The organism is Salmonella sp. SJTUF15581, assembly GCF_043356775.1.
GTDB lineage: Bacteria > Pseudomonadota > Gammaproteobacteria > Enterobacterales > Enterobacteriaceae > Salmonella > Salmonella enterica.
Window position 1 is genome coordinate 207,250 of sequence record NZ_JBEUJY010000003.1, and the last position, 17,232, is coordinate 224,481.

12 protein-coding genes and 2 pseudogenes are annotated in these 17,232 nt (G+C 52.9%); 4 read left to right on the forward strand and 10 right to left on the reverse strand.

Annotation, left to right across the window (positions count from 1 at the left end; translation table 11 throughout):
- Window positions 1-14 precede the first annotated feature (14 nt).
- Both add and ABVN36_RS07920 read right to left on the reverse strand, forming a co-directional pair.
- A complete protein-coding gene (gene add, locus ABVN36_RS07915; RefSeq protein WP_000565566.1) occupies window positions 15-1,016 on the reverse strand; it encodes an adenosine deaminase in 1,002 nt (333 codons plus the stop codon).
- A gap of 217 nt (window positions 1,017-1,233) precedes the next feature.
- A pseudogene (locus ABVN36_RS07920) lies at window positions 1,234-1,608 on the reverse strand (aminotransferase class I/II-fold pyridoxal phosphate-dependent enzyme); the annotation flags it as partial.
- Between the two features lie 18 nt (window positions 1,609-1,626).
- Between ABVN36_RS07920 and malI the strand changes: the two are divergent.
- Window positions 1,627-2,229, forward strand: a pseudogene (gene malI, locus ABVN36_RS07925) (Mal regulon transcriptional regulator MalI); the annotation flags it as partial.
- A 57-nt stretch (window positions 2,230-2,286) separates the two neighbouring features.
- Here malI and ABVN36_RS07930 read toward each other — a convergent pair.
- Together ABVN36_RS07930 and manA are read right to left on the reverse strand one after the other, a co-directional pair.
- Window positions 2,287-3,795 carry a YdgA family protein gene (locus ABVN36_RS07930; RefSeq protein WP_000753334.1) on the reverse strand — a complete coding sequence of 503 codons (1,509 nt, stop codon included), beginning with the start codon at window positions 3,793-3,795 and terminating at the stop codon, window positions 2,287-2,289.
- A 102-nt stretch (window positions 3,796-3,897) separates the two neighbouring features.
- The gene (manA, locus tag ABVN36_RS07935; protein ID WP_023138126.1) at window positions 3,898-5,073 is read right to left on the reverse strand and encodes a mannose-6-phosphate isomerase; all 1,176 of its coding nucleotides are present in this window, start codon (window positions 5,071-5,073) and stop codon (window positions 3,898-3,900) included.
- 199 nt (window positions 5,074-5,272) lie between these two features.
- Between manA and fumB the strand changes: the two genes are divergently transcribed.
- The gene (gene fumB, locus ABVN36_RS07940) at window positions 5,273-6,919 is read left to right on the forward strand and encodes a class I fumarate hydratase (protein WP_000066609.1); all 1,647 of its coding nucleotides are present in this window, start codon (window positions 5,273-5,275) and stop codon (window positions 6,917-6,919) included.
- Window positions 6,920-7,086: 167 nt separating this feature from the next.
- Window positions 7,087-8,490 (forward strand): class II fumarate hydratase, encoded by a 1,404-nt coding sequence (gene fumC, locus ABVN36_RS07945; RefSeq protein ID WP_023138127.1) that lies wholly within the window; start codon window positions 7,087-7,089, stop codon window positions 8,488-8,490.
- Here the strand turns inward: fumC and tus are convergent.
- From tus to rstA, 5 genes are all read right to left on the reverse strand, one after another.
- On the reverse strand, window positions 8,487-9,416 hold the full coding sequence (gene tus, locus ABVN36_RS07950; protein WP_000092487.1) for a DNA replication terminus site-binding protein: 930 nt from the start codon (window positions 9,414-9,416) through the stop codon (window positions 8,487-8,489). The two genes, fumC and tus, sit on opposite strands and share 4 nt — an antisense overlap.
- A gap of 75 nt (window positions 9,417-9,491) precedes the next feature.
- Window positions 9,492-10,793: a two-component system sensor histidine kinase RstB gene (rstB, locus tag ABVN36_RS07955; protein ID WP_000732953.1), complete on the reverse strand. Its 1,302-nt coding sequence runs from the start codon at window positions 10,791-10,793 to the stop codon at window positions 9,492-9,494.
- A 110-nt stretch (window positions 10,794-10,903) separates the two neighbouring features.
- Complete coding sequence (locus ABVN36_RS07960) at window positions 10,904-12,610, reverse strand: amidohydrolase (protein WP_075321916.1); 1,707 nt, start codon at window positions 12,608-12,610, stop codon at window positions 10,904-10,906.
- 152 nt (window positions 12,611-12,762) lie between these two features.
- On the reverse strand, window positions 12,763-13,914 hold the full coding sequence (gene ompS2, locus ABVN36_RS07965) for a porin OmpS2 (RefSeq protein WP_023138129.1): 1,152 nt from the start codon (window positions 13,912-13,914) through the stop codon (window positions 12,763-12,765).
- 479 nt (window positions 13,915-14,393) lie between these two features.
- Entirely contained in the window at window positions 14,394-15,125 is a 732-nt protein-coding gene (gene rstA, locus ABVN36_RS07970) for a two-component system response regulator RstA (RefSeq protein ID WP_001080048.1), read from the reverse strand.
- Window positions 15,126-15,251: 126 nt separating this feature from the next.
- Here rstA and ABVN36_RS07975 point away from each other — a divergent pair, with 126 nt between their 5' ends.
- Window positions 15,252-15,587: a GlpM family protein gene (locus ABVN36_RS07975; RefSeq protein ID WP_000524877.1), complete on the forward strand. Its 336-nt coding sequence runs from the start codon at window positions 15,252-15,254 to the stop codon at window positions 15,585-15,587.
- 61 nt (window positions 15,588-15,648) lie between these two features.
- Here ABVN36_RS07975 and ABVN36_RS07980 read toward each other — a convergent pair whose 3' ends face one another.
- Window positions 15,649-17,031: an amino acid permease gene (locus ABVN36_RS07980; RefSeq protein WP_000412353.1), complete on the reverse strand. Its 1,383-nt coding sequence runs from the start codon at window positions 17,029-17,031 to the stop codon at window positions 15,649-15,651.
- Between the last annotated feature and the right edge of the window lie 201 nt (window positions 17,032-17,232).

Genomic DNA, 17,232 nt, shown 5'->3' on the forward strand with positions numbered 1-17,232 from the left:
TCAATAAAGCAATCTTACGCCGCGGCCACTTTTTCGCGCAGCGCACGTTTTTCGCTATCGCTCAGAAAGGCGATTTCCAGACCGTTAATCTGCGCCTGGCGAATCTGTTCGCGGCTCAATCCTGCCGCTGGCGCGGCGACATGATATTCATGGATAATATCTACGCCCTGAACAGCCGGATCGTCCGTATTAAGACTGGCGAGAACGCCATGCTCAAGGAAGGTTTTGAGCGGATGATCTGCCAGCGATGCGACGGTACTGGTCTGAATATTCGAGGTCAGACAGGATTCAATACCGATACGCTGCTGTGCAAGAAAATCCATTAACGCGCGATCTTCGACAGCTTTTACGCCATGTCCGATACGTTCGGCCCCCAGTTCGCGAATCGCCTGCCAGATACTTTCCGGCCCTGCGGCTTCGCCAGCGTGAACGGTAATATGCCAGCCCGCATCGCGCGCCCGATTAAAGTGCGACAAAAACAGACTGCCGGGAAAGCCCAGCTCATCACCGGCTAAATCCAGCGCGGTGATTTTCTCTCTGTGCGCCAGCAGCGCATCAAGCTCCTGTAAACATGCCGCCTCGCCGAAGGTACGGCTCATAATGCCAATGAGTCGTGCCTCGACGCCAAACGTGTTACAGCCGTCGCGTACACCGTCGATAACGGCTTCAACCACGCCTGCGATCGGTAACTGATGCGCCATCGCCATATAGCCGGGCGAAAAGCGAAGCTCGACGTAATGCAGGCCGTTACGTGCGGCATCTTCAATATTTTCAAAGGCCACACGGCGGCAGGCGTCAAGCGATGCCAGGACTTTTACCCCCCAATCGAGCTTCGTGAGAAAGCTCACTAAATCGGGTTCGGTTGAGGTGACCTGGACATGCGGAATCAGCGTTTCCAGCGTTTGGGCGGGAAGGGCGATGTTGAACTGCCGACCAAGATCCAGAATTGTTTGGGCGCGAATGTTGCCATCAAGGTGGCGGTGGATGTCAGTCAAAGGAAGCGTAATATCAATCATGGGCGCACTCAATTTTTAATAAAAGTGCGCACCATTATACTACAGATTGATAATGCTCTGGAAATTTTGCAAAAACGGAGTCATTACGTTGCAACTTCGCGAGAGCGCGGAAGAAATTTTGTATCATTCTCTTTAACGCGCCCCCGGTCAGCTCACGGGGGGCGTCTCTGTTATCGCCTCTCAGGATAAAGGGTCAACCCCCCGCTTGTAGACGGTATCAGCGAACGGTGCGGATAGCGTTAATCAATCCGTTGACGCCTTTTTCAAGTTTCAGGCGAGGGCATCCGGCATTCAGACGCACAAATCCCCGGCCTTCTGCGCCATAGGTATCGCCGGGCATAATGGCGACTTTCTCCTGATGAATGAGCGTGTGCTGTAATTTTTGATCGTCAATGCCGAGTGGACGGAGATCAATCCAGGCCAGATAGGTCGATGGCGGCGCTTGCCAGTTCAACGTCGGAAAGGCGCCATTCAGCGCCTGCTCAATATAGCGCATATTAGCCGCCAGCGAGGCGCGTAACGCATCCAGCCACGGCGCGCCGTGCTGATACGCGGCAATATGCGCCGTGAGCGAGAGCACCGCTGGCGAAGAAGAGCGCAGGCCGACACACAAGGAATTCCGGTGGTGTTTGCGTCACGCGCCAGCTATCTTGATGATGCGGATACCGTTCGGCCTGACAACATGCAGGCGGCGCAACTCCTGACGGAGTACCTTATTCGTCAGGGCCATCAGCGCATCGCCTGGCTGGGAGGACAAAGCGCATCTTTAACCCGCGCGGAGCGCGTGGGCAGCTATTGCGCGACGTTGTTAAAATACGGTCTACCGTTTCACAGCGAGTGGGTCGTGGAATGCGCTTCCAGTCAGAAGCAGGCAGCAGAAAGCATTACCGCGCTGTTGCGATACAATCCGACCATTAGCGCTGTCGTTTGTTACAACGAAACCATTGCGATGGGGGCGTGGTTTGGCCTACTGAGAGCTGGACGACAGAGTGGCGAGAGCGGTGTCGATCGTTATTTCGAGCAGCAGGTGTCGCTGGCGGCGTTTGCTGATGTGGCGGAGAACGCCCTCGACGACCTGCCGATTATCTGGGCCAGTACGCCGGCGCGAGAAATAGGCTATACCCTGGCCGAACGAATATTGCAGCGTATTGCTCACGACGAGCACCATGTGCGGAGTCAAACGATAGCCGCTCGCCTGGTAACGCAAAAGTAGAGGCTGCGCGTCGTTCGGCGCAGACCGGGTGCAGCGTCGCGACACCCGGCAAGGCGATTATTGTTGAGGCAGCGCCGGAACGTCCGGAACGGAAAGCGCCGGCATCCCAAACAGGCCGACAAAGTCTTCCAACGGCATTTTTTGTCCGTTGAGCGTGATCTGGCCATTGGCGTACTGCAAACTGGAGGCGATAGTATTATCCTTCAGCGTTGTCAGTCGGAACATCTGACCCATTGCGGACAGCCCCTGCACCTGCTGTTTTGCCAGTTTTTCCGCATCATCCTGCTGATAGCCTTCCAGTTTTGCTATCTGCGTCATAAACTCGACCGCCATGTCCATTGGAATTGCCAGTTTCGCATCCAGCGATTTCACGGAGCGGTCGACTTCCTGCGCCAGCGTTTGCGGTTGTGCCGTTGTGGTTGCCGGATCTTTGAGGAACAGCGACAGATTCAGCGTGGTTTCCCCTTTGGCGTTTTTCCAGCTAAGCGGCGCCAGGGTCAGTACCGGATCGCCTTTTAACAGCACGGGGAGAGCGCTAAAGAACGCTTCAGTGACTTTTTGCTGATAAAGCTCAGGATTCTGCGCCACGTCCGGCTGATTCAACAGCGCCTGCGTTTGCGCATGATATTGCTGACTAAACTGGTGCCAGGCTTCGCCGTCGATTTGACCGACTTTCAGCGTTAATTTACCGCTGCCTAAATCCTGATTCTGCACTTTCAGGCTGTTAAGCGAGTAATCCAACTGGCTGTTAATGGTTTTTCCGTCGTTGACGAGATCGGACTTGCCGGCAATTTCCATCCCTTCCAGCACCGCCATCTCTTTACCCTCAATGGCGATGGACAGTTTATCCAGCGTTAACTTTTGGTCGCCCACACGTTCGCCAAAGCTTGCCAGTTTACTGGTACCGTCTGTTTTCAAATTATTAAAGGTGAGTTGGACCTTCTGATTATATTCGTTAACGGCATCGACCAGGCCGCTCTGCGCTTCGCCCGACAGCGAAACCACATTACCGTCTTTATCGGCGTTAAGCTGGAACTCGCCGCCGCTAAAGGCGACCTTTTCACCGGCATTCTCGTAGTTTAACGGCTTGAGAGAGATATCGGAGCGGGTATCGCCGCCATAACCAATGCGGGTATTGATAACAAAGGGCGTGTCGCCTTTCGCGATATCAAAGAGGGGTTTTGCCGCATCGTTATTCACCAGGGTGGTTTTTACCGACGCCATAGAAGGGATCAGATTGAGCGTTTTGAGCTGGGCGAGCGGGAAGGGGCCATGTGAAACGGACTCGTCCAGCACAATGCTTTGCCCGGGTTTCAACCAGGTAGTGTCTGCGCCGGCAACCGGTTTGACAACCAGTTGCAGATGGCTACTGAACACGCCACGCTGGTAGTTTTGATAACTTAATTCGACACCGGCCTCCGGCGCAGTACGCTTGAGCTGTTCATTGGCCTGAGTCACCATTTCTGCAAGATGGTTCTCCAGCTTTTTCCCCGTATACCAGGCGCCGCCTGTCCAGACGATGCCAAGTGCAATCACTACACCTGCAGCTACCAGTGTTTTTTTCATATCAATTGTCCATAAAAATGAAACCAGGCGGATTAAACCGCCTGGAGGAGTTTTACGTCTGTTATAAGCTTAGCAAGAGTTGTTAAAAAATTCAGTACGTTGCTACAGCTTGTTATAAACACGCGCTAAACGGCCCGTGCCGCTGGCGTTAACCGGAGACTCATCCGCGCCGATAAAGGCAGATTCACCCGGCTTCAGTACCAGACGCTGTTCATCTTTACGTAACACCGCCTCACCCTCAACGCAGAACAGAATCGCGGCGCTGTGTTGGCCGATGCTCGTCTCCTGAAGCGCCAGGTCGTGCAGTGAAAAAGCAAAATCGTCAACCGGAATTGGGAAGTCCAGCTCCGCGCCGCTTTTTACCGGGGCAGTCAGCAACTCGCTGGCAGGCTTAGGTTCGAACTTCACGTTCGCGACCAGTTCAGGGATGTCGATATATTTTGGCGTAAGGCCAGCGCGCAGAACGTTATCGGAGTTTGCCATGACTTCCAGCGCAACGCCCTGCAGATAAGCATGAGGCGTTTCGGCAAACAGGAACATCGCTTCGCCGGGATTCAGTTTGACCACATTCAGCAACAAAGGAGAGAAAAGCCCGCTGTCGTCAGGATAATACTCTGAAATCACGCGGATCGTTTGCCACGGTTCGCCTTGCTGGCTGTTAAGCGCCGCTTTGAGTACGGCTAACGCGCGGGATTTTTCTTCGCCTTGCATATTCAACAGGCTGGCGAAAAGCTGGCTCAGACGTTCAGCGTTCGGCGCCTGCAAAAAGTGGGCGATAGCGGAATGCGCGCCGGCGACAGGTTGCAGTAAAGAGACAATGTCAGAAAATTCGCGGAACGCGTTCATCGCCAGGAAAGGCGTCAGGGCAAAAACCAGCTCTGGTTTATGGTTAGGATCTTTATAGTTCCGCTCTGCGGCATCCATGGGGATACCCGCCGCATTTTCTTTCGCGAAACCGATTTCGGAATTGCGCTTATTCGGGTGCACTTGAATAGAGAGCGGCTGCGCGGCGCACAGTACTTTAAACAGAAACGGCAGTTCGCCGAAACGGTTGGCTACCGCTTCGCCCAGCATGGCGGTTTTATTCTTTTCGATGGCGTCACGCAGGGAGACGGTTTCGCTGTTGGCGGTGGTGATTCGCGAGCTGCTTTTGGGATGCGCGCCCATCCAGAGTTCAGCCATTGGCTGCTGCTGCGGATTGGCGATGCCATAAAGTTCCGTTAACGCAGTTTTACTTCCCCAGGCATAGTTTTGCACTGAGTTAATGAGTTTTTGCATTATCAAGCCCTGTTTCAATGTGGAGATCAATGGGAGGTATTAAACCAAGAAACCCGCATGAAGTAACCTCCGGGCGTAAAAAGTCGTACTTGTCTCAGTTTTTGTTAAAAAATTGTGTAGGATAGTGTTACTCGCTTTGAGTCGGGCAATGGAACACCTGCCCAGAGAATAACCATACCGAGCGGTAAGTGAGAGCACAATGTCAAACAAACCCTTCTTTTATCAAGACCCTTTTCCCCTCAAAAAGGACGATACCGAGTACTACTTGTTGACCAGCGAACATGTTTCCGTCGCCGAATTCGAAGGACAAGAGATCCTGAAAGTCGCGCCGGAAGCGCTAACGCTGTTGGCGCGTCAGGCCTTCCACGATGCGTCTTTTATGCTACGTCCCGCGCATCAGCAGCAGGTGGCGGATATTCTGCGCGATCCGCAGGCCAGTGAAAACGACAAATATGTCGCGCTGCAATTCCTGCGAAACTCCGATATCGCGGCCAAGGGCGTGTTGCCCACCTGCCAGGATACCGGTACGGCCATTATTGTCGGCAAAAAAGGCCAACGCGTCTGGACTGGTGGAGGTGATGAAGCGGCGCTGGCTCGCGGCGTATATAACACCTATATCGAAGATAACCTGCGCTATTCGCAAAACGCGGCGCTGGATATGTACAAAGAGGTCAATACCGGTACTAACCTGCCAGCGCAGATCGATCTCTACAGCGTCGATGGCGATGAATATAAATTCCTCTGTATCGCTAAAGGCGGCGGATCGGCGAATAAAACCTACCTCTATCAGGAGACAAAAGCGCTTCTGACGCCGGGTAAGCTCAAAAATTATCTCGTTGATAAAATGCGTACGCTGGGCACCGCCGCCTGTCCGCCGTATCACATCGCGTTTGTCATTGGCGGCACCTCGGCGGAAGCGAACCTGAAGACCGTTAAGCTGGCCTCGGCAAAATACTATGATGCGCTACCAACCGAAGGCAATGAACACGGGCAGGCCTTCCGCGATATTGAGCTGGAAAAAGAATTGTTGCTTGAGGCGCAAAATCTTGGCTTGGGCGCGCAGTTCGGCGGCAAATATTTCGCTCACGATATTCGTGTCATCCGATTGCCGCGCCACGGGGCATCGTGTCCGGTAGGTATGGGCGTGTCCTGCTCCGCGGATCGAAACATTAAAGCGAAGATCAACCGGGAAGGGATCTGGATCGAGAAGCTGGAGCGCAATCCCGGTAAATATATTCCAGAGGCGCTGCGCCAGGCGGGAGAGGGCGAGGCGGTGCGCGTTGATCTTAACCGTCCCATGAGCGAGATACTGCAACAACTGTCGCAGTATCCGGTATCAACGCGCCTGTCGCTGAACGGCACGATTATTGTGGGCCGCGACATCGCGCACGCTAAACTGAAAGAACGGATGGACAGAGGCGAAGGTTTGCCGCAGTACATCAAAGATCATCCTATCTATTATGCGGGGCCGGCAAAAACGCCGGAAGGGTACGCCTCCGGGTCGCTTGGGCCGACTACCGCAGGACGAATGGACTCTTATGTTGATCAGCTCCAGTCGCAGGGCGGCAGTATGATCATGCTGGCGAAAGGCAACCGCAGCCAGCAGGTGACCGATGCCTGTAAGAAACATGGCGGCTTCTACCTGGGCAGTATCGGCGGCCCCGCAGCCGTTCTGGCGCAGGGCAGTATCAAGCGCCTGGAGTGCGTGGAATATCCTGAACTGGGTATGGAGGCTATCTGGAAAATTGAAGTGGAGGATTTTCCGGCCTTTATTCTGGTGGATGATAAAGGCAACGATTTCTTCCAGCAGATTCAGTCATCGCAGTGCGCGCGCTGCGTTAAGTAATGTCGCCGCCCTGCGGGGCGGTAACATGATTCGCTATTTTGCCGGAGAACGGCGCAAGCGCCTTATCCGGTCTACACCGTTGTGTTGTTATCGTTAATACTCATAAGACCGCAAACATGTGAGCAATGTCGACACATGATCTCATCAACTTGAGTAAGGAGCAGGTAATGGTAACGGTACGCCGCGAGAAAGATTCAATGGGCGCGATTGAAGTCCCGGCAGATAAACTGTGGGGGGCGCAGACTCAACGTTCGCTGGAGCATTTTCGGATTTCCACGGAGAAAATGCCCGTTTCGCTCATTCACGCTCTGGCGTTGACCAAGCGCGCCGCTGCGAAGGTCAACCAGGACTTAGGGTTGTTGGCGGCGGAAAAAGCCAGCGCGATTATCCAGGCGGCTGATGAAGTGCTGGCGGGAAAACATGCTGATGAGTTTCCGCTGGCGATTTGGCAGACCGGGTCCGGTACGCAAAGCAACATGAATATGAATGAGGTGTTAGCGAACCGCGCCAGTGAAATTTTGGGCGGCGTTCGCGGTATGGAACGCAAGTTGCATCCCAATGATGACGTCAATAAGAGTCAAAGCTCAAACGATGTGTTCCCAACCGCCATGCACGTGGCGGCGTTACTGGCGTTACGCGAACACCTTATCCCGCAATTATCCGCATTAACGGATACGCTTCGCGATAAATCCCACGCTTTCGCCGATATTGTCAAAATTGGCCGTACTCACCTGCAGGACGCGACGCCGCTCACCTTAGGCCAGGAGATTTCCGGTTGGGTAGCCATGCTGGAACATAACCTCAGGCACATTGAGCACAGTTTACCGCACGTCGCAGAACTGGCGCTCGGCGGAACCGCAGTGGGGACAGGGCTTAATACCCATCCGGAATATGCCCGGCGCGTGGCCGAGGAACTGGCGACGATTACCGCGGCGCCGTTTGTTACCGCCCCGAATAAATTCGAAGCGCTGGCGACCTGTGACGCGTTGGTACAGGCGCATGGCGCATTAAAAGGACTGGCGGCCTCGCTGATGAAAATCGCCAACGATGTTCGCTGGCTGGCGTCCGGCCCGCGCTGCGGCATTGGCGAGATTGCTATCCCGGAGAATGAGCCAGGCAGTTCCATTATGCCTGGTAAAGTGAATCCGACCCAGTGTGAAGCGGTAACGATGCTATGTTGCCAGGTGATGGGTAACGATGTGGCCATCAATATGGGGGGCGCATCGGGCAACTTTGAGCTCAACGTCTATCGTCCGATGGTTATTCATAATTTTCTGCAAACGGTGCGCCTGCTGGCCGATGGCATGGAGAGTTTCAATCAACACTGTGCGTCAGGAATCGAGCCAAACCGCGAGCGTATTACGCAGTTGCTGAATGAGTCGCTGATGCTGGTCACTGCGCTCAATACGCACATCGGTTACGATAAAGCGGCGGAGATTGCGAAGAAGGCGCATAAAGAAGGGCTGACGCTCAAAGCCTCAGCCGTGGCATTAGGATACCTTAGCGACGAGGAGTTCGACGCCTGGGTACGTCCGGAGTTGATGGTTGGCAGTATGACGCCGGGACGTTAATCCGCCACATACAGGTGCAGTCGCGGAATAATCAGTCGCAGCGGCTGCGCCTGTGGTTTAAAACGATGCTGAATATTATCGGCGTCATAGTTTTCCAGCCCGCCAATATCCGGCACGCCAGCGCCGTTGTCCGTGTTGATTAATGCGATAATCGGCGTGGGGCAGGCGTGTTGCACCTGTTTCTGCTGGCCTTTATACCAGATGCGGGCGATCGGCTGTACTTTAACCGGACGCTTAATCTTGAGTCGGGCCTGCTGCGGTAAGGCAGCGATATCCTGATATTCCCGTTCCAGCTTGAATTGCCATTGTTCGCGTGTCCACGGCGGGACGCTGCGCGGCGACGCGAGGCTTTTTTTCAACTGGCTCAGAACCTCATCCCGGCTTAAATTTTTAATAATATGTTTATTTGCCCAGCCGAAACGTATGGTGGCGGGGTTATTGATAAGCGTCAGCGTGCGGTAAGCGTTCAGCGTAATTAAGCCGGGGAGATGCCGATGCACCCACTCAAAACGTGCCGCTGAGGGAAGACCGGACTCTACCGTAACCATCTGCTCGAAGGTGGTTTTCAACTGGTTAATGCGCTGTATCTGATTTTCCAGATCTAACTGTATCGCATTATCCACTTGATAGCATAAGACGCCAGGCAGGCGGACGGCGGCTTTACTGCTGCGGTTTTCGGACTGCTGTTGAATAAACAAATGGCGATAGTGACGTAGCGCCAGCGCTTCGGCCTCTTTCCCCAGATGTTGCGTTACCTCGATAGTATCCAGCGGCGCATGTTCCGCCTCTTTGGTCACCTGCGGCAGTGAAAAGACACGGGCGATAAGTAGCGAATGCTGCTGTAGATTATCCGTCAGCGCCGCCAGGTGTTGTTCTATCTGGCGAAAAGTGCCATTCAGGCGTTCAACGAGATCGTAGCGGGACATGGTATCATTCACTTTAGTTACAACATACTATCTGTATAGCACAGTTCCCGCCGCTCAACCAGCGTGCAAAATGCGTCAGGCAGCGGTCATGTCGGGCATCGCGTGCCAGACCGGCCAGCGAAAGCTAAATTTTGCGCCGCCCAGTTCGCTCTCGTCACAGACGACGCTACCGCCCATCGCCAGTGCGATAGAGTGTACGATGGCGAGTCCAAGCCCGCAGCCGCCTGTCGCCCGGTCTCTACTGGGGTCGAGTCTGACAAAAGGTTCAAATATGCGCTCACGCGCATCCGCTTCAATGCCGGGGCCATCATCTTCAACTATCAGCGTTGCCTGACTGCCGTCGAGTAACAGGCTGACTTGAACGGTGGTACGACTGTAGCGCAACGCATTATTCAGCAGGTTATCCAGCACTCGCGACATTAACCGCATATCAAGCGCGCCATAATCGCCGATTACACATGTGACAAGGTTTACGGCGCGTTCCGGGGTCACGCTTTGCACGTCCTGCAAATGCGCGAGCAACCAGGCGGGGAGGTCGGGTTCGGTCAACATCAGTTCATTTTGTGGTCGGTCAAGGCGCGCATAGGTGAGCAGTTCTTCAATCAGCGCTTCCAGTTGACCAATATCGCGATTGAGCGCCTGTGATTCCGGCGGTGTCAGATTTTCACTCATTTCAAGCCGATAGCGTAAACGTACCAGCGGCGTGCGAAGCTCATGGGCGATACCGTCAATCAGCTGTTTTTTACTGGCGATCAGAGCATTAATGTTATCCGCCATCTGGTTGAACGCGACGCCCAGACGTTCGAAACTGGAGCCATTATCGAAATGCAGGCGTTCAGTCAAATGACCCTCGCCAAAGCGCTGCGCGGCGGATTCGAGCCTGAGCATTTCTTGCCAGTGCGGGCGCATCCAGATAAACACAGGAAAGGCGAGAGAAAAGGCAATGAGTGCCATTAAAGCGATATCCAGCAATCGCATTTGATGCAGGAAATAGAGATAGGGAACCGGGCCAACCGCCAGGACGTAATGGCTGCGTGGGATACGCTGAATAAAGGTGTATTGATCGTCAAGCGCGACGATATCGCCTTCACGCAGTCGCTGCGTGGTGGCGGCATCAAGCTTATAGTGATTTAACGGTTCAACGCGTAAATCGAAAGAGAGGTTCAGGTCCATCTCTTTTAACGTTTTCCCCCATTCACGCGGCGGAATTTCCCGCAGTTCGCTGCGCATCAGATAGAGCGAACTTTTCATCAGATCGTCGAGCGATTGCCTGCCCGCGCGTTCGGCGGTGAATTTGTACACCAGTCCGACCAATAAGGTCATGACCAGAAAACAGACGAACAGCAAAAGGTAAAACTGCACAAACAGCTTTTTCATCAACGCCCACCGGATATCAATACATTAGCTCTATCGCGCGCTGACGAAAAAGATGTCCCGTCAGCGCCGCTGGTGGGTTATAAAAGCAGGCTTTGCGTCAACTGACAACCTCATTGTCCGGCGTTAAGGTCCGGACTTTCGTGAACAATGCGTCCATCGACAAGCGTCAAAACAGCGCGAATGGTATCAATTCTGTCTTCGGGCATCGTCATAAATGGCTGATTGAGTACCGCCAGATCGGCCTGTTTTCCGACGCTAAGCTGGCCCCGGTGTTGTTCGGCAAAGGCGAGCCAGGCGGCATGACGTGTATATAACGCTAGCGCTTCCAGACGCGTGAGCCGCTCGCTGGCGGGTTTACGCACGGAACCGCCTGACGCTATACCGGTGATATGATATTCGATAGCGTGCCAGACACCGGCAATGCCAATACGCGTCGAATCGGTGCCGCCAGCTACGACAAGCCCTTTATCCAGCGCCAGTCGAACCGGCGGCGAATTGTCCGTCGCGCCGGGTGGATTGGCGTCACGGATGGCAAGCCCCTCAAAGTAAGGCCCCATTTGCACAGTGTATGCCAGGCCCAGCTTACGCATTCGCTCAAGCGTCTGTGGCGAACCGGTATTCAGATGCGCAATAGACCAGCGGAGAGGGCGCAGATCGTACTGCTGCGCTACCTGCTCAAAAATCGTCAATATCGCGTCGGCGCTGTCATCGGTATAGGCGTGGATCTCAAGCGGTATTCCCCGTTTTGCCGCAAACGTCGCGACCTGGCGAAGCGCGGTTTTGTCCTGCTCTGAGGAAGAAAATCCTGGGGCCATCCGCACGCCGTCATTCATTCCGGCCACCAGGCTTTCCCCCAGGCCAAGAAAAGCCAGTTGCCCGTCATCGGCACGCGCCGGGCGAAAGGCCATCAGGTTGCTGAACCACTGCGCTTCATGACCTTTCGCTTCTGGCTGTACCGGAATGCGATACCCCACGCGCAGCGGTAAATCCCCCTGGTTTCGCATTGCAAATAAAGGCTCATAAGCGGCGGCAGGCCCGGCAGAGGGGTCAATGATGCCGGTCACGCCGCGAGCGTTCATATCAGCGAAAAATTGCCGCAGACCGCCCTCGCGATCGGCGTTACTACTTATGCTGGCAAAAAGCTGATTGAACGCGGCGATGTCACCAAATAATTTCCCCGTGGCGCTACCTTTTGCGTCGCGCTCTACGCGGATTCCCGCTAAATCAGGAGGAGGGGTGTCGTTAAGGCCAAGTACGTCTATACCGCGCTGATTCACTAACGCATAGTCGTAAAGATACTGAATATAAGCCGGATGATCGGGAAGGGCGTGGCTCAGTTCGGCTACCGTCGGCGCCCGGTTTTCTGCAAATTGTGCCGGTATCCACGATCCCACTACGGCTACCCATTGATCGTGGGGACGACGGTTAGCGTCGGCGCGTAATTTATCCAGCGCGTCTTTAAGCGAAGGGCTGTCGTACCAGTAGGTTTCGAATGTCCAGGTTTGTCCGCCGCGAATGGCGTGGATATGGGTATCGGTCAGACCGGGTATCACGGTTTTACCCTGTAAATCGATGGTACGGGTATGGTTGCCGCGCCATTCATTTTTCGCCGTATCATCGCCAATCGCCACAATCCGCGAGCCGGAAATCGCCAGCGCGCTGGCCTGCGGCTGGGCATCATTCAGAGTGATGATATTACCGTTATGCAAAATAATATCCGCTGCCGGGCGGGCGGCGGTGGCTGCGCCTGTGGCCATGAGCAGAAAGAGAAGCGCGGTGCTGGAAAGCAGAGGCGGGACGAGACTGATCATTAGCATGTTCCTTTTGTCGGGCGATAAGCAAACCATAGAGAGCGAACAAGAATTGTTCAATCTGTGCCCAGGGAACAGTGCGTTCTGTTTTTAGAACGGTGGTGATAAAAAAAGAAAAGCCCGCCGAAACGGCGGGCTTGAGAAGAATTAATGAATAATTAGAACTGGTAAACCATACCCAGCGCGACGATATCATCAGTGCTGATACCGGCATCTTTATAGAACGGGTCGTCATCATCCAGCAGGTTGATTTTATAATCAACATAGGTGGAGAAGTTTTTGTTGAAATAGTAGGTAGCACCTACATCAGCATATTTAACCAGGTCTTTATCATCGCCATTAACGTTGTTATAGGTCAGATCTTTACCTTTAGACATCAGGAAAGAAACCGCCGGGCGCAGACCAAAATCAAATTGATATTGGGCTGTAACTTCGAAGTTTTGCGTTTTGTTTGCTACGCCGCCAGCATAACCCGCATCCGTTTTACCATAAGGCGTCATATTACGGGTTTCAGAATACATAGTCGCTAAATAGATGTTGTTGGCATCATATTTCAAGCCAGCTGTCCATGCATCCGCTTTGTCGCCGCCAGCAATCGTGCCGCCAGCATTGACTTGCTCATTAGTACGATCGGAAGTGGTATACGCAGCGCCTGCGCTGAAGCCCATGCCAATATCATAGGTAGTAGAAATACCGAAGCCATCACCGTTATCGTAACGAATATCGTCGCCATTATTACGGTTATTGGTACCGATATTTACATCGTCAGCGCTTTGGCTTTCATTTTTACCCTGATATTGCAACGCGAAGTTCAGACCGTCTACCAGACCGAAGAAATCAGTGTTACGGTAGGTGGCCACGCCGTTAGCACGACCGGTCATGTAGTTGTCAGCGTAAGTATAGGAGTCGCCGCCGAACTCAGGCAGCATATCGGTCCAGCCTTCCACGTCGTACAGGACGCCGTAGTTACGACCATAGTCGAATGAGCCGTAGTCGCCGAATTTCAGGCCGGCGAATGCCAGACGAGTCCAGGAATTAGCGCCTTCGCCTTCGGTAGTGTTAGCCTGAACGTTATATTCCCACTGGCCGTAACCGGTCAGTTGGTCGTTAATCTGTGTTTCGCCTTTAAAGCCGACACGCATATAGGTCTGATCGCCATCTTTAGAAGAGTCATCAGAGAAATAGTGCAGGCCGTCTACTTTCCCGTAAAGGTCTAGTTTGTTGCCGTCTTTGTTATAAATTTCAGCGGCGTGTGCTGCGCCAGCAGCCAGCAGAGCCGGGATGACAAGTGCCAATACTTTTCTTTTCATTTTTTTATCCTTAAAAACTTAACTTATTTGCAAAAGATTGAACTTCTACAGATTCGTTGAATCAAAGGCATCCTAATCTGAATAATATTATTTCAGCAAATGCTAACTTTTCTTATATGTTATTAATTAATACAAAAGTTACTATCGGAAACGCATATATTTATGGTGAATATATTTGTTATTATATATTCATGGTTGTGATTTGTTTTATTTCACAATTTGCGAAAAAAGATGGCAATATAGCGGCGGGCAGACATTCTGTTATCAATTTTGTGAACTGGCTTCGAGTTTTTTTAATTTAACTTTCTTGAGCGAAAAAGACGTAATCATGAACCACAACGCAGAGAAAACGGTAATAAAGGGGCCGTTTCGACTAATAAAAATAGCATTCATGTATACAATGTCTGTTTTTTGAACAGTGGCGGTGATGAGCATCGCCACTATGACTTGATAAAGGCAGGTAAAATTTGTCGGCTAACTTATCCCGTCGTTTCGTCCCAGGCATGAGGGGCAAAAAGATAGCCTTTATTGCGAATGGTCTTTATACGATAGGGCTCTGCAGCGCTATCCAGCAGTTTCTTACGCAGGCGGGAAATCGCCACATCCACGCTGCGATCCAGACCATCATAATTGACGCCGCGCAGCGTTTTTAGCAACGCGTCGCGATCCATAATTTGTCCGGCGTGTGTCGCCAGTTCCCAGAGCAATTCAAAATCGGCGGTGGAGAGCGATATGAAATCGCCATTGAGCTGGACCGCCCGGTTAAGGGGATCGATGGTTAACGCGCCAAAACGCAGCGCTTTATGCGGCGTAAGCGCGCTCTCCTGAAGACTTTTTGCCTGTTGCGTTTGTTCGCTTTGCCGCAGGTGTAAGCGCAGACGCGCCAGCAAAACGGCCGGAGGCGTGGTTTTGAGGATGTAGTCGCAGGCGCCCATCTCCAGCGCCAGAATATGATTCATATCACTGTCCAGCGAGGTGAGCAGGACAATCGGGCCTTGCCAGCGGTGGCGTAAATCGCGGCATATCGTCATGCCATCTTTACCTGGAAGCATAATATCCAGTAAAACCAGATCGGGCTGAGTGGTGAGGATAAGATCCTCCGCCCGGTCACCACGCGGCTCAACAATGACATCAATATCATGTTTCGCCAGATAAGCGGCAATGAGAGAACCCACTTCAGCGTCATCTTCAACAAATACAATGCGGTTCATATTATAAATGGAGAATAGAAAACGCCAACATACACCGCCTCTGTTTTCCCTTCCATAAATCTTTTCTAAACGAGAGCGGTTCCGTTATGCTACACGCTGTTGTTATTAGCGTGTTAAGGCAAGGTAATGGGACTCGTGATTAAAGCTGCCCTGGGGGCGCTGGTCGTCGTATTGATTGGTCTGCTGTCAAAAACGAAAAATTATTATATCGCCGGATTAATTCCTCTGTTTCCAACGTTTGCGCTTATCGCGCACTATATCGTGGCCAGCGAGCGGGGCATCGACGCGATGCGTACCACCATCGTCTTTAGCATGTGGTCGATCATTCCTTATTTCATTTATCTTGCAACGCTATGGTATTTCAGCGGCGTGATGCGCCTGCCCGTCGCGCTTGGCGGTGCGGTGGTCTGCTGGGGGCTAAGCGCGTGGCTGCTGATTTTTTGCTGGATTAAATGGCATTAATATTGGCAAAGACCGTGGTTTCCCCATCGTAATACATACGGATATTACGATGGGGAGGTTGTTAACCCACCAGCATCCACGTAGCCGGAACCGCCGCGACCAGCAATAAACCAATCAGCACGACTTCCTGACGATTTAATACATTGTCATGCTTGTGCGTCCGACGCGCATACAGGAAAACCAGTAATCCAGGCGCGTACAGTACGACGGACAGCAGCAGGTGCATAGGGCCCGACGCATATAATAACCATAAGCCATAAATACAGGCTCCGATACCGACCGCCCGATGGAGGGGACGCGTTGCAATCTTCAGCAGAAATGCGCCGACCAGAAAGTAGGGCACCAGAATCATTTCTGACGCAATCGTCAATAGCGTGTTGTAGTCCGAACCGGTCAGCCAGATCAGCACCAGACAGATTTGCACACAGATATTGGTGAGCCATAACGATGCAGAAGGCGCGCCTTGCGCATTTTGTCGCGCGAAGATGCCCGGGAAGGATTTATAGGCTGCCGCCAGAAACGGCACCTCTGCCGCCATGATAGTCCAGCTTAGATAAGCCCCGCAGACAGACACAATCAGTCCCGCTGCAATAATAATTTCTCCCCACGGCCCCATCATTTTCACCATCAGACCGGCCATCGACGGGTTGCGCATCTCCGCCAGTTCCGGACGCGCAAGAACGCCAAGAGAAAGCAGCGTGACCAGGAGATATATTCCCAGCGCTGCGAGGACCGCCAGTAGCGTGGCGCGGCCTACATCGCGTTTATTTTTCGCTCGGGCCGAGACGACGACGGCGCCTTCAACGCCAATAAACACCCACAGCGTAATAAGCATGGTGTTCTTGACCTGTTCCCATACGGGAATACCGAGTTCAACACCGGTGAAGTCCAGTGTGAAGGTATCCAGTTTGAACATCATGATAGCCAGCACAATAAACGCGCCGAGCGGCAACAGTTTCGCCAGAGTCGCGACCAGATTGATGCTGGCTGCCGTTTGTACGCCGCGCAGGATGAGGAAATGGACAATCCAGAGCAGGACTGAAGCGCCGACAATAGCCTGCCAGGTATTACCGTCGCCAAACAGACGCAGCGCAGGCGTATCGGTAAAGAAACTCAGCGCTGAAAAAACGATAACCAAGTAGGATACGTTGGCGATGACCGCGCACAGCCAATAGCCCCAGGCAGAACAAAAGCCAATCAGTTCGCCGAAGCCTTCGCGGGCGTAAGTAAAGATGCCGCCGTCAAGCTCGGAGCGAATGCGCGTAAGGATTAACATGGCGAATGCCAGTAAGAGTATCCCCACGCCGGTAATGGCCCAGCCAATTAACAACGCAGCCGGACTGGCAACGGCGGCCATATTCTGGGGCAGGCTGAAAACACCTGCGCCAAGCATTGAGCTTAAAACCAGCGCGGTCAGCGCGCTCAGTCCCAGTTTTTTTTCCATTGGTATCCAGCTATAAAAATGAAATTGGAAGAATAATTATTATGGCAAAACGCATAAAAATGGTGAAAGCCACTAAGGCGCGGGATTTTACGGAGAGAAGGGACCGCATGCAACGGCCTGGATAAGATTTATCGCCAAAAAAGCGAAAAGTGAGATTCATCGCGATATTTGACGGAACTGGCATCCCGCGAGAAAGTGCCG

Excerpts from the sequence above, each read along its gene's own strand:
- tus (WP_000092487.1), bottom strand. The coding sequence starts at position 9,416 with ATGTCCCGCTACGATCTCGTTGAACGCCTGAATGGCACTTTTCGCCAG.
- fumB (WP_000066609.1), top strand. The coding sequence starts at position 5,273 with ATGTCAAACAAACCCTTCTTTTATCAAGACCCTTTTCCCCTCAAAAAG.
- add (WP_000565566.1), bottom strand. The coding sequence starts at position 1,016 with ATGATTGATATTACGCTTCCTTTGACTGACATCCACCGCCACCTTGAT.
- manA (WP_023138126.1), bottom strand. The coding sequence starts at position 5,073 with ATGCAAAAACTCATTAACTCAGTGCAAAACTATGCCTGGGGAAGTAAA.
- rstA (WP_001080048.1), bottom strand. The coding sequence starts at position 15,125 with ATGAACCGCATTGTATTTGTTGAAGATGACGCTGAAGTGGGTTCTCTC.
- ABVN36_RS07980 (WP_000412353.1), bottom strand. The coding sequence starts at position 17,031 with ATGGAAAAAAAACTGGGACTGAGCGCGCTGACCGCGCTGGTTTTAAGC.
- fumC (WP_023138127.1), top strand. The coding sequence starts at position 7,087 with ATGGTAACGGTACGCCGCGAGAAAGATTCAATGGGCGCGATTGAAGTC.
- ABVN36_RS07975 (WP_000524877.1), top strand. The coding sequence starts at position 15,252 with ATGGGACTCGTGATTAAAGCTGCCCTGGGGGCGCTGGTCGTCGTATTG.
- ABVN36_RS07930 (WP_000753334.1), bottom strand. The coding sequence starts at position 3,795 with ATGAAAAAAACACTGGTAGCTGCAGGTGTAGTGATTGCACTTGGCATC.
- rstB (WP_000732953.1), bottom strand. The coding sequence starts at position 10,793 with ATGAAAAAGCTGTTTGTGCAGTTTTACCTTTTGCTGTTCGTCTGTTTT.
- ompS2 (WP_023138129.1), bottom strand. The coding sequence starts at position 13,914 with ATGAAAAGAAAAGTATTGGCACTTGTCATCCCGGCTCTGCTGGCTGCT.
- ABVN36_RS07960 (WP_075321916.1), bottom strand. The coding sequence starts at position 12,610 with ATGCTAATGATCAGTCTCGTCCCGCCTCTGCTTTCCAGCACCGCGCTT.